This is a genomic window from Kordiimonas aquimaris (assembly GCF_025574485.1).
Classification (GTDB): Bacteria; Pseudomonadota; Alphaproteobacteria; order Sphingomonadales; family Kordiimonadaceae; genus Kordiimonas; species Kordiimonas aquimaris.
Window position 1 is genome coordinate 519,765 of sequence record NZ_JAOBPO010000001.1, and the last position, 13,183, is coordinate 532,947.

The window sequence follows — 13,183 nt, forward strand, 5'->3', positions numbered from 1 at the left end:
GTAAAGTCAAGAAATCTGGTGTTGACGTCAGGAGGTCGGCTTACCTATTAGCGTCCGCTTGCATTGCTAAGAGCGATAGAGCCAGCACCAACGATAGGGCCGTGATAATAACCTTCTTGCAGAAGCAGCGCGAAATTATCTGCACCTAATTCAATACCTTTTGAAATATCAAAAGTATAACTGATGGCTTCACCGTTCCAGTCTTCCAGCATATCTGAATCGCGAACTACATTTGTGTAATGCAAGGTGCGTCCGCGGTTTTCACCTTCGCCAATCTCAACTGTCGCATCACTAAGATACCAGACGGCCCGAACAGTTACTGTCTCGTCAATGTCTGATCTTGGTAGTGTTACGGTCAGTTTTTTATCATTGATGGTCATAATCGGGCGGATGTCATTGCGGTCCTGATGCAAGGCTAGTTCAATGCCACGCCGTACGCGTTCATTGCGAGAGCCAACACTTTGGAACCTGCCGTCAAATACCATTTGCGGCGTAAAGACACCACCGCGACCAAAGCGTTTGTTGTATGCTGCCTGCCGCATTGAATTGTGTGGGTGAGCGAATGTATCTTCCCAGCCAAGGCGGTCCCAGTAGTCAACAGGCCATGAAAGGGTAAGCATGCCAGGGCGATCACGTAGTGATTTCAGCACTGCGTCAGCAGGCGGGCAACTTGAGCAGCCTTGACTTGTGAACAATTCAACAACAGTCAGACGGCTATCACCTTGAGCTTGTGCACCAAGGGAGCCTGTCACCAAAACAACTATAATACTAAATAACTTTTTCATCATGTTTCAAATTTAGAAAAAACCGTTGTAACTTGCCAATCACCTCTGTGTGAGCCTGTTGTATCATTCATCAAACAAGAAGTGACATGCTGCATTAATAAGACAAGATTTCAAGTGTTCAGGGACAAAGCGCCTGTGTTTGTTTTTAGTTAAAAGGCGGCCACTTGACCGCCGTTTAACTATTGTTCCGTGAAAACTATGTCGCTGATGATGCAAGGCGGCGCAGCACATAGTGCAGAATGCCGCCATTGCGGAAATAATCCACTTCGTTTTCAGTGTCGATACGGCAAAGAACAGTAATTTCCTTGGTTGTACCATCAGCGTAAGTCACTTTGACATTTACGTCTTGACGCGGTGTGATCGTTCCATCGACACCGGTGATATCAAACATCTCTGTACCTACAAGCCCAAGGCTTTCACGGCTGTCACCCTCCTTGAACTGTAGTGGTAACACACCCATGCCAACCAGGTTGGAGCGATGAATACGCTCAAAACTTTCAACCAAAACAGCTTTGACACCTAGCAGAATTGTACCTTTTGCTGCCCAGTCGCGTGAAGAACCAGTGCCGTACTCTTTGCCGCCAACAACAACGAGTGGAATGCCGGCTTCCTGATACTTCATTGAAGCGTCATAGATACTCATCACTTCACCGGATGGTTGATGTGTTGTCCAGCCACCTTCTGTGCCGGGCGCCATCAGATTGCGCAATCGCACATTTGCGAATGTACCGCGCATCATGACTTCATGGTTGCCACGGCGCGAACCGTATGAATTGAAGTCAGCGCGAGCGACCCCTTTACTTTGCAGGTATTCGCCTGCAGGGCTGTCAGCTTTAATGTTGCCAGCAGGTGAGATGTGATCTGTTGTGATACTGTCGCCCAACAGCGCAAGTGGGCGTGCGCCCGTGACGTTTTCAGTGTCAGCGATTTCTGTACTCATCCCTTCGAAGTAAGGAGGGTGTTGTATGTAGGTGCTGTTTGCGCTCCATGCATATGTTTTGCCTTCGGTTACAGGAACGGCCTGCCATTCAGGTGTGCCTTCAAACACATTTGCATAGCGCTCAATAAACATCTCACGGCTAAGGCTGATATTGATTGCGTCATGAATTTCCTGATTTGATGGCCACAGGTCTTTTAAGAAAATATCGTTGCCGTTTGTATCCTGACCCAAGGGCTCGCTTGTGATGTCAATTTTCATTGAGCCAGCCAGCGCGTATGCAACAACCAGTGGCGGCGATGCAAGATAAGATGCTTTAAGGTCTTGGCTTACGCGGCCTTCAAAGTTGCGGTTGCCAGACAAAACACTGGCGCAAACAAGGCCATTGTCATTGATGGTTTTGGAAATTGGCGGTGCAAGCGGGCCTGAGTTGCCGATACATGTCGTACAGCCATACCCAACCAAGTTAAAACCAAGGGCATCAAGATGCTCTGTAAGGCCAGCGCGGTCCAGATAGTCGGTTACTACTTGGCTACCAGGTGCCAGCGAGGTTTTGACCCATGGCTGTGTTTTCAGGCCAAGTTCGTTTGCTTTTTTGGCAATAAGACCTGCGGCAATCAGAACGCCGGGGTTTGATGTGTTTGTACAGCTTGTAATCGCAGCGATGCCGATGTCACCGTGGGTCAGTGTGTAATTCCCACCTTCGACAGCATACTCTTTCAAGTCATCTTTTTTACCGGCATTTTCGAGCACGTCATTAATGAATGCGTTCTTTGCATTGTCCAGGTCAACGCGGTCCTGTGGACGACTTGGGCCAGCAAGTGCAGCTTTAACCGTTGAAATGTCCAGTTCTAGTGTTTTGGTGTAAACAGGGTCTGGGCTGTTCGGCGCGCGCCACATACCTTGCTCTTTTGCATAGGATTCAACGAGTGCAACTTCTTGTTCATCGCGACCTGTGAACGAGAGATAATCAAGCGTTTGCTGTGAAATGGGGAAGAAACCGCATGTAGCGCCGTACTCTGGGGCCATGTTGGCAATGGTTGCCTGATCAGCAAGCGTCAGCTCATCAAGGCCGTTGCCGAAGAATTCAACAAACTTACCTACAACACCTAGTTCACGCAGCATCTCAACAACGCGCAGTACAAGGTCAGTGGCTGTAATGCCTTCGTTAAGCTTACCGGTTAATTTGAACCCGACAACTTCAGGAATTAGCATGGATACAGGCTGACCAAGCATGGCGGCTTCAGCTTCAATGCCCCCAACACCCCAACCAAGAACAGCAAGGCCGTTGATCATTGTGGTATGGCTGTCGGTGCCAACGCATGTATCTGGTAGTGCTAACGTGCGGCCATTGATTTCTTCAGTCCAAACGGTTTTGGCGATATACTCGAGGTTTACCTGGTGACAGATACCGGTTCCTGGGGGCACAGCATTGAAATTATTCAGGCTATTTTGGCCCCATTTCAAGAATTCGTAACGTTCAGCGTTACGTTGCATCTCAAGATCAACGTTTTGTTTGAAGGCAAACTTAGTACCAAACTTGTCGACCATTACTGAATGGTCAATCACGAGGTCACACTGTGCAAGCGGGTTAATGAGCTCAGGGTCACCGCCCATTTTAGCCATTGCATCACGCATGGCAGCAAGGTCCACAACTGCTGGAACACCGGTGAAATCCTGCATCAATACACGCGCTGGACTATAGGCAATTTCGTGGCTGCTGCGTTGTTCTTTTTGCCAGTCAGCAAGGGCTTGTACGTCTTCGGTTTTCACTGCAATACCGTCTTCATTACGAAGCAAGTTTTCCAGCAACACCTTCAGGGTGTATGGCAGGCGCGACACATCGCCAATTTTTTCTGCCGCCGCTTTAAGGCTAAAATAATCGTAATCTTTAGCGCCAACAGTCATGGTGCGGCGTGTTTTTAGCGTATCTTGTCCAACAGTTGCCATGTGGTTAAGGCCTCCATATCAAAGGTTTAAAAATACAAGCACGTGCCGTTGCACGTAAAGGCGCTATAATAACTGATGTTATCCAAGCCGAACTATCTTGCAAGCAAGAGTTTGTTGAAATAATATGCGCTCCGCCCAGCTTTTTCCTTGTTTGCCAGCTTTCTATGCGGCCCAGGTTTCAAGCTTCATCTAACACTTTTCGTCAGGACAGTCATGAGTTTATACACAAATTACTTAAATGAGATCGAAACTCGAAAAACACAGGGATTGAATCCTAAGCCCATTGAAGATGGAGCTCTTGTAGAAGAGATCATTTCTCAGATCATAGATACAGGTAACGGGCACCGAACCGAGTCACTTAAGTTTTTCATTTATAATACTTTGCCAGGTACAACCAGCGCAGCTGGTGCAAAGGCCAAATTCCTGAAAGAGATTATCATAGGCGGCGCTGCTGTTGAGGAAATCTCGACAGACTTTGCCTTTGAGCTCTTGTCTCATATGAAGGGTGGCCCGTCAGTTGAGGTTCTTCTTGATCTGGCGCTCGGTGATGATGCGTCTATTGCAGAACAGGCAGCTGGTGTTCTTAAAACACAGGTTTTCCTATATGAAGCAGATACTGACCGGCTTAAAGCTGCTCATGCAGCAGGGAATGCGGTGGCACAAGACATTCTGGAAAGTTATGCAAAGGCTGAGTTCTTCACAAAACTTCCTGACATTGAAGAAGAAATAAAGATCGTAACTTACATTACGGCTGAAGGCGATGTTTCCACTGATTTGCTGTCTCCGGGCAATCAGGCGCATTCCAGGTCTGACCGTGAACTACACGGGAAATGCATGATCTCCGAGGCGGCGCAGGCTGAAATTCAGGAGCTGCAGAAGCAACATCCTGATGCGCGCGTGATGCTGGTTGCAGAAAAAGGAACAATGGGTGTTGGTTCTTCGCGCATGTCCGGCGTGAACAATGTTGCCTTGTGGACAGGTAAGCCAGCGAGCCCGTATGTACCTTTCGTAAACATCGCACCAATCGTTGGTGGCACAAATGGTATCTCACCAATCTTCCTTACAACAGTTGGTGTGACAGGTGGTATCGGTATCGACCTTAAAAACTGGGTTAAAAAGCTGGATGCTGATGGCAATACGGTTATGGACGAAAACGGTGACCCAGTGCTGGAGCAAACATACTCGGTAGCGAACGGTACTGTGCTTACCATCAATACAAAAACACAGAGACTTTATAACGCGGCAGGCGATGAGCTCGTTGATATCTCGACGGCGCTTACGCCGCAAAAGGTTGAGTTCATCAAGGCAGGCGGATCATACGCGATCGTATTCGGTAAAAAGCTGCAAAACTTTGCGGCAGCAACACTCGGCACTGATATGCCGGCGGTGTATGCAGCTTCAAAAGAAATCTCCCACGAAGGTCAGGGCCTCACGGCTGTAGAGAAAATCTTTAACAGAAACGCCGTTGGAGTTTCTTCCGAGAGTGCACTGCATGCTGGTTCAGATGTTCGTGTGAAAGTAAACATTGTTGGTTCGCAAGACACAACAGGTTTGATGACCTCGCAGGAGCTAGAGGCGATGGCTGCTACAGTTATTTCGCCGACAGTTGACGGCGCTTACCAGTCAGGGTGTCACACAGCATCAGTTTGGGATGTAAAAGCGCAGCAAAACATTCCTAAGCTTATGAGCTTTATGAACAAGTTCGGCCTTATCACGGCGCGTGACCCCAAGGGTAAATATCACGCCATGACGGATGTGATCCATAAAGTATTGAATGACATTACGGTTGATGACCGTGCCGTTATTATTGGCGGTGACAGCCATACGAGAATGTCTAAGGGCGTTGCCTTTGGTGCTGACTCTGGAACTGTGGCGCTTGCCTTGGCAACAGGTGAAGCAACGATGCCTATCCCTGAATCAGTGAAGGTGACGTTTAAGGGAACGCTGAAGGACCACATGGATTTCCGCGATGTAGTGCACGCCACCCAAGCGCAGATGCTGAAGAAGTTTGGTGACAATGTCTTCCAAGGCCGAATTATTGAAGTGCATATCGGGACACTTCTAGCAGACCAAGCCTTTACCTTCACGGATTGGACAGCAGAAATGAAGGCAAAAGCCTCAATCTGTATTTCAGAGGATGCGACCTTGATTGAATCGCTTGAGATTGCCAAAAGCCGCATTCAGATCATGATTGATAAAGGCATGGAAAATGAAGCGAAAACGCTTCAGGGTCTGATCGATATTGCAGATAAGCGTATTGCCGGGATTAGATCTGGTGAAACGCCTGCACTTACGCCTGATGATGACGCCAAGTATTTTGCAGAATTTGTGGTGGATCTGGACGAAATAGCCGAGCCTATGATCGCTGACCCTGATGTGAACAACGCGGATGTATCCAAGCGTTACACGCACGATACCATACGCCCTGTTTCATACTACGGCGGCGATAAGACTGTAGACTTGGGCTTTGTTGGCTCCTGTATGGTTCACAAGGGCGATATGAAAATCATCGCGCAAATGCTCAAAAATCTGGAGAAGGATGGCGAGGTTAAATTTAATGCACCGCTTGTGGTTGCGCCGCCAACTTACAACATTGTTGACGAGTTGAAAGCAGAGGGTGACTGGGCTGTATTGCAAAAGTATGCGGGCTTTGAGTTTGATGATGATGCGCCAAAGAACAATGCGCGTACTGAGTATGAAAACATTCTGTATCTTGAGCGGCCTGGCTGTAACCTTTGTATGGGTAACCAGGAAAAAGCTGCAAAAGGCGACACTGTTATGGCGACCTCCACGCGTTTGTTCCAGGGCCGTGTCGTTGAGGATTCTGATGAGAAAAAAGGCGAGTCATTGTTGGCTTCAACACCTGTTGTAGTGCTTTCAACAATCCTTGGCCGCACGCCTAATATAGATGAATATAAAGCTGCGGTGGACGGCATTAACCTTACCAAGTTTGCGCCGCCGCTTGGTAAAGCGCCGGTAAACGCAACATTTGCTTCTTAGAAGAAAATGAGAGCTTAGCTCTTTTTAACTATAAGCTATTGAGCGGTGCACATTTGTGCGCCGCTTTTTTTACCTGTTTTACCTGTGAACACACTATCGAAAGGCTGCGCGGCGTATACCTGAACACCATGCATTGCCTAAACGGCTTATATGAATTCCCCTTCCGCGGGTGCAAGAAAAGGCCACAATTGTAACAATCTTACCTCACTTCCTTCATGGTTTTGCCTCAAATCGGAGCGATCTTAACCTAATCGAAAGCGAATCAGGCGTATACTCGCTTGAAAATAAAACAAACAAATAACGACAGAGAATTGAGGACGGAAAAGACGATGGGTGAATACATAACAATAGAAATAATTATGACGCTGGTTTTGCCTATTGTTGCCGCTGCAGGCCTTTTCCATAGCCACAAGCAGATGACGCGCTAATATTTCTTGCTAGTTTCAAGGTATCTTGTGCAATTAAAACGCTCCCCTAAAAAACAAACATGCATGTTCAGGCTATTTCTGAAGGTGTCATACATTTCATGCTGAGTGCATGAATTTGTTCTTTAAGCTCGTCGCGCAGAGGTGCGTTTACTAATCGTTGCCGCGCCAAACGGCTTTTGCCTTCAAAAGCAGATGAAACGATGTTCAGATGAAAATGGCTTTCGCGGTCCCCGTTTGGATTTCCCATATGGCCGGCGTGAGATGCCGAGTCGTCAATCACCTCTATATGTGTGGGTTTCAGTGCTGCTTTTAGCTTTTTTTCGATCAGTTTGCTGACTTCGCCCATTTTTGACTTACTTTCTATTGAAACTTAGGTGAGAAATGCTGTTGTATGCGCCTGAGATAGCACTGGTCAAGTAGGCCTGCGTGTCTATAGTGCCGGTGTTAGAACGAGTAAAACGAGTTTTTAAGACAAGAGGATTTGTCATGACCGCAAATGCGGCTGAAAAATTGCCGGGTATCGATATGCCTGATCAAAAAGTATCTGTTCGAGAAATGTTTGGTATCGACGTTGATATGCAGGTGCCTGCATTTGGTGTGCGCACAGAGCATGTGCCGGATATCGATGAAGCTTATGTTTTCGATCGTGACACTACGCTTGCGGTGCTGGCAGGCTTTGCCCACAACAGGCGTGTGATGATCCAAGGCTATCACGGCACAGGTAAATCGACGCACATCGAGCAAGTTGCCGCACGTTTGAACTGGCCAACGGTGCGTATTAATCTTGATAGCCATATCAGCCGCATCGACCTCGTGGGTAAAGACGCAATCGTCCTGAAGGACGGCAAGCAGGTAACACAGTTTCAGGAAGGTATCCTGCCGTGGGCTTTGCAGTCACCAACCGCTATTGTGTTTGACGAGTATGACGCTGGTCGGCCAGATGTGATGTTTGTTATCCAGCGTGTGCTTGAGGTTGAAGGCAAGCTGACGCTTTTGGATCAGAACCGGGTAATTCGACCCCATCCAGCTTTCCGCATATTCTCAACGGCGAACACAGTGGGCCTCGGGGATACAACGGGTTTGTATCATGGCACGCAGCAGATCAACCAAGGCCAGATGGACCGCTGGAATATTGTTGCGACACTGAATTATCTACCGCACGATGTTGAGGCCGAAATTATGCTTGCCAAGCAGCCCGAGTATGCAAATGCAGCAGGGCAAAAGGTTATTAGTGCTATGGTGCGTGTGGCTGACTTGACGCGCACGGGCTTTATGGCTGGTGATATTTCTACTGTTATGTCGCCGCGTACGGTGCTGACATGGGCGCAAAATGCTCAGATTTTTGGTGATGTTGGTTTTAGCTTTAAAGTAAGTTTTCTGAACAAATGTGATGAAGCAGAGCGCCCGATTGTTGCTGAGTATTATCAGCGCTGCTTTGGTGAAGACCTTAAAGAATCACCTGCCAACTTGGTGGCGCATTCGTAAACCCAAGGCTTATTGTAGTGACAGACAGCCATCAAAAAAGGAAAGAGGCTTTCGAGCAAGCGCTGGCTGCTGCGACACGTGCTGTGTCGGGCAACCATGACCTGGAAGTTTCTTTTACGGCTGACCGGCCTGTTCTTTCCGGTAACGAGCTAAGGGTTCAGCACCTGCCGCATAAAGCAACGGCTCATGATGTGGCTGAAGTGCGCGGTATGGCGGATGCTTTAGCATTAAAGCACAAACATCACAGTGTGAATGTGCACCAAAAATTGGCGCCATCAGGTGCTGTTGCGCGCGATATTTTTGACGCCATTGAAACGGCGCGAGTAGAGGCAATTGGTGCACGGCAAATGGATGGTGTAAAAGCCAACCTGTCTGCGCACATTGCGCGGCGCGTGCAGGAAAATGGATTGGCGCGTCCCAGCGATAATGACACAGGCCGGTTGGCTGATGTTCTCGGGCTATTGGTACGTGAGCGCCTAACCGGTGAGGCACCGCCCGACGTGGCTGCTCTTGCAGTCGAGGGTCAGCGCAAATGGCTTGAGGAATCGGTTGGGCATTTGCTGGACGGCCTTGAAGATAAAATAGAAGACCAGCGAAGTTTGGCTGTTTTAACCCGCAGTATTATCGAGGAACTTGTGGGTGCTGGCGAAGGGAATGCTTCGGACAAGGACAATGAGGACCAGCAACCCGATGATGCTGATTCGGATGCGCCGTCGTCGCCTGATGGCGATCCAAGTGAAGATGAAGACGGTGATGCTGAAGGTGCTGAGGGTAGTGAAGACGGTGACGGTGAAAGCAGTGAAGACGATAGCTCGTCTGAAGCAGCGCTAGACGAGTCTGAAGACATTAACGGTGAAACCAGCGAAGGCACACAAGAAGGCAACATACCTTGGCGGCCTAATCGGCCGCTTGATCAAATGCCGGATACAGACTTTTATAAAGTGTTTTCTGAAGAATTTGATGAAACGATTAAGGCTGAAGAACTGTGTGACACTGAAGAGTTGGAGCGCCTCCGTAAATACCTGGATCAGCAAATGGCGCATTTGTCTGGCGCGGTGTCAAAGCTTGCTAACCGCCTTCAGCGTCGTTTGCTGGCGCAGCAGCGCCGCCATTGGAAGTTTGACCTTGAAGAAGGAATGCTGGATGCAGGACGCCTATCGCGTGTGGTGACCAACCCGCTCAGGCCGCTTTCTTACAAGCTCGAATCTGACACAGAATTTAAGGACACCGTCGTCACACTGTTGCTTGATAATTCTGGCTCCATGAGAGGGCGCCCTATTTCTATTGCGGCCATTTCTGCTGATATTCTAGCGCGTACGCTTGAACGGTGTGGTGTTAAAGTGGAAATTCTGGGGTTTACAACCAAAGCCTGGAAAGGCGGGAAGTCGCGCGAGAAATGGTTGGAAGCTGGTCGACCTGTCAAGCCTGGCCGCCTCAATGATTTGCGGCACATAGTCTATAAAACTGCGGATAGTCCGTGGCGCCGTGCACGTAGAAACCTGGGTCTCATGATGCGTGAGGGATTGCTCAAAGAAAATATCGATGGCGAAGCTTTGATGTGGGCACACAACCGGCTGATTGCGCGGCCTGATGAGCGCCGTATTTTGATGGTAATATCGGACGGTGCGCCAGTGGATGATAGTACACTTTCGGTTAATAGCGGCACATATCTGGAGAATCACTTGCGACAGGTTATCCGCTGGATTGAAGACAAGTCGCCTGTGGAATTAATTGCTATCGGGATTGGGCATGATGTCACGCGCTATTATCAGCGTGCGGTCACGATCCTTGATGCCGAGCAGCTTGGTGGTGTCATGACAGAGCAACTTGCCTCATTGTTTGAAGAAACAATGCCAAGACCAAGGCGTATTTAAGTAATTTTAAGCGTTAAAGCAGCGGAGAGTAAAATGGCGAAAAAATGGCTGGTTGCTGGTGCTGCTATCGTGTTGATTGCTGTTGTTGCGGCGGCGCAGATTAGTGGCCACCCGCGCCTTTCTGGCGCGGCTATCTCTATAGAGATAATGGCAAAGCCGCTGCTTCTAAATCCTGAAGATGCGCAGCAAAACAACCTTGGAGAAATGCGTTACGCTGGTGGCTGGGTTTTGTCGTCAACGGCAGAGAGTTTTGGTGGGTTTTCCGGTCTTATGGTGGATGCTGAAGCGCAGCGCCTGCTGGCTATCAGCGACAAGGGTGAGTGGTGGCAAGCAGCGTTTGATGCGCGCTCAAACACGCCGCCTTCTGACAGTGTCATGCTGCCATATGAAAATGATGCAGACGCTGTTTCCAAAATTGATCTGGATGCTGAAAGCATTGTTTCGTTTGGTTCAGATATTCTTGTCTCATTCGAGCAACGCCACCGTCTGGAACAGGTGTCTGTGCCGGGCGAGGAAGCGCGCTTATCGTCTTTTATGCTCGATGTCACTTTTGACGGTGTTAGTAACAACGGTGGTATGGAAGCCATAGCGGTATTGGCTAATGGTCAATTACTCGCTTTTGCAGAACGCGGCCTTGATCAGCTAGGCAGGCTGAAGGCTTGGTTATCCAACGGAGCAGTGACGGAAGCACTTTCATTTAAGCCGCCTGTAAATTTTGCGCCGACAGATGCAGCAACATTGCCTAATGGTGATGTGCTTGTTCTTTTACGGCAATACTCGGCTATAGACGGTGTTGCGATTAAGGTTCACCATATTCGTCGTGGCGATATTTTGCCCGGCGCTATTTTGGAAGGTGTTGAGGTTTTACATATTACTCCCAAACTAAGTGTGGATAACATGGAGGGTCTGGATGTTGTTGCCCTTGATGAAGATACGGTGCGTTTGGTGATGATTTCAGACGATAACTTTAACCCACTTCAGCGCATATTGTTGATGATGTTTGATTATATTTACCAATAGAACTATTAATTACCGAACGTTTGGTCTGTTATTATATTAAGATAAACCTATTTCAATAAATATAACTTTAGTTTAAGTAGCGCTATATCAAAAAATGCTACAGTATAACACCTTGGTGGGAGAGAGTTATGCTGGCAAAAAACATATTCAAGTTATTACCGATAACGCTTTTATTGAGCACAGCTGTTTCTGCGCAGGACGCATGTTCAACAGATGCGGTCCACGCATTAGCGGATGTTACGGTTTCAGACGGTAAAACCTACAGTGTGGAAAGCCTGTTTCGCTCCAGGCATCAGGCTGCATCTGTATTTATCCAAGAGAACGGCTCAACCAATGTGGTTGAAGGGCCATTTTCATGGGTAGCGACCAAAGACCAAGCTGAGCTTGGCGGAAATTTCTTGCGAGATTATGCACTTGGCCATCAGTTCCATGCGTTTCTTTTGCACTTCAATGACATTGTGAGTGACATTGAAGTTATTGAAGACACAGCGTTTAATGATAAGTCCTATCAAGCAGCTCGCGGCGTTTTGGATACAGGCGGTTATGTTTCCTTGATGAATCCCAATGCACAACAGCCTGCAGGTCTTCGGTTTGAACTGGGGGAATATTTGATCGATATCACCTTGTCTGATTGGCGCGAACAAGACGGAGTACAGGTTCCTTTTACCCTGCGTATTGATGATCAGCAGCGTATTTTCAATTATCGATACCAGTTTGTTGACACTAGCCAAAAGCCTTTGATGTGGTTTTATGACAATGTAACAGCACCCGATATTGATGCCATCGGTATATATCGTCTTCATCGTAAGCAGTTGATTGCACATTGTCTGGCTGATGCTGACATGTTGGCTTCAACGCTTGCGCCCAACGTTGTGATGGCCAATGGAGGGCAGGTTGTTAACACATCGCCTGATCAAACACGGGATGTGTTTGAAAACAATGTTTTTAAACGCCGACAATATGCAACATACATTGATACAAAATACCCAGCCATAGAAGTTGCGGCATCAGGTGATCTTGGTTGGGCAGTCGTGCAGCTACACACAGAAGGCCGTCATCCTGATACAGGTGAACCTTTTAACGAACATTGGGCGTGGACAATGCTTGCCAAAAAAATTGATAATCAATGGTTAATGGTTGGAAACACGTCTAATCGTCAATAAAAACATAGGTGTACGCAACAAGAAAACGCCACATCAACTAAGATGCGGCGCTTGAATTCTTGCAGCTATATGTAGCTAAGTGGCTGCTTACTTTGCAGCAGCTTGTTTTTTCTTGATCTCTTTTTTCAGCTTCAATGCAGCAGAAGAAAGATTTACATCACGCGCTTTCAGAAGAAAGTTATCAAGACCATCGTTGTGCTCAACGGAACGCAGCGCATGAGTTGAGATGCGCAGGCTAACGGAGCGGCCAAGTGTTTCTGACATCAATGTTGATTTAGTCAGATTTGGTAGAAAACGACGGCGGGTTTTGTTGTTTGCGTGCGAGACATTGTTGCCTGACATCACGCGTTTACCAGTAAGTTCGCATACACGAGCCATGATCTTATCCTTGTTTTTCTATCGGTGATCACTGCAATTATAGTGTCCCGAGAATCTTTTGATCGTTATGTGCTCAAGGCATTATTGCCTTCAACACCGCGCGTCTCTATGCGATTCGGCGCGACTGGTCAAGTTAATATGTGCCATGGTCGCTTGCGATCAT

At 47.9% G+C, this 13,183-nt stretch carries 9 protein-coding genes; 5 read left to right on the plus strand and 4 right to left on the minus strand.

Going from position 1 to position 13,183, the window contains the following annotated elements:
• Nucleotides 1-47 precede the first annotated feature (47 nt).
• Together OEU88_RS02510 and acnA are read right to left on the minus strand one after the other, a co-directional pair.
• On the minus strand, nucleotides 48-785 hold the full coding sequence (locus OEU88_RS02510; protein WP_262693522.1) for a DUF1223 domain-containing protein: 738 nt from the start codon (nucleotides 783-785) through the stop codon (nucleotides 48-50).
• Nucleotides 786-981: 196 nt separating this feature from the next.
• Complete coding sequence (gene acnA, locus OEU88_RS02515) at nucleotides 982-3,672, minus strand: aconitate hydratase AcnA (protein ID WP_262693523.1); 2,691 nt, start codon at nucleotides 3,670-3,672, stop codon at nucleotides 982-984.
• A gap of 213 nt (nucleotides 3,673-3,885) precedes the next feature.
• On the opposite strand from acnA, the gene OEU88_RS02520 reads away from it, so the two are divergent.
• Nucleotides 3,886-6,672 (plus strand): bifunctional aconitate hydratase 2/2-methylisocitrate dehydratase, encoded by a 2,787-nt coding sequence (locus tag OEU88_RS02520; protein ID WP_262693524.1) that lies wholly within the window; start codon nucleotides 3,886-3,888, stop codon nucleotides 6,670-6,672.
• 495 nt (nucleotides 6,673-7,167) lie between these two features.
• On the opposite strand, the gene OEU88_RS02525 is transcribed toward OEU88_RS02520, so the two are convergent.
• Nucleotides 7,168-7,446, minus strand: a complete 279-nt coding sequence (locus OEU88_RS02525; RefSeq protein ID WP_262693525.1) for a BolA family protein — start codon at nucleotides 7,444-7,446, stop codon at nucleotides 7,168-7,170.
• A gap of 140 nt (nucleotides 7,447-7,586) precedes the next feature.
• Between OEU88_RS02525 and cobS the strand changes: the two genes are divergently transcribed.
• The 4 genes from cobS to OEU88_RS02545 all read left to right on the plus strand — a co-directional run bounded on the left by cobS (nucleotide 7,587) and on the right by OEU88_RS02545 (nucleotide 12,642).
• The gene (gene cobS, locus OEU88_RS02530) at nucleotides 7,587-8,585 is read left to right on the plus strand and encodes a cobaltochelatase subunit CobS (protein ID WP_262693526.1); all 999 of its coding nucleotides are present in this window, start codon (nucleotides 7,587-7,589) and stop codon (nucleotides 8,583-8,585) included.
• 17 nt (nucleotides 8,586-8,602) lie between these two features.
• Nucleotides 8,603-10,459 (plus strand): cobaltochelatase subunit CobT, encoded by a 1,857-nt coding sequence (cobT, locus tag OEU88_RS02535; protein ID WP_262693527.1) that lies wholly within the window; start codon nucleotides 8,603-8,605, stop codon nucleotides 10,457-10,459.
• A gap of 33 nt (nucleotides 10,460-10,492) precedes the next feature.
• Complete coding sequence (locus OEU88_RS02540) at nucleotides 10,493-11,479, plus strand: esterase-like activity of phytase family protein (RefSeq protein WP_262693528.1); 987 nt, start codon at nucleotides 10,493-10,495, stop codon at nucleotides 11,477-11,479.
• Between the two features lie 128 nt (nucleotides 11,480-11,607).
• Nucleotides 11,608-12,642 carry a nuclear transport factor 2 family protein gene (locus tag OEU88_RS02545; protein ID WP_262693529.1) on the plus strand — a complete coding sequence of 345 codons (1,035 nt, stop codon included), beginning with the start codon at nucleotides 11,608-11,610 and terminating at the stop codon, nucleotides 12,640-12,642.
• 87 nt (nucleotides 12,643-12,729) lie between these two features.
• Here the strand turns inward: OEU88_RS02545 and rpmB are convergent, their stop codons facing one another.
• Nucleotides 12,730-13,020, minus strand: coding sequence for a 50S ribosomal protein L28 (gene rpmB / locus OEU88_RS02550; protein WP_317279123.1), 291 nt, complete (start codon nucleotides 13,018-13,020; stop codon nucleotides 12,730-12,732).
• Nucleotides 13,021-13,183: the final 163 nt, after the last annotated feature.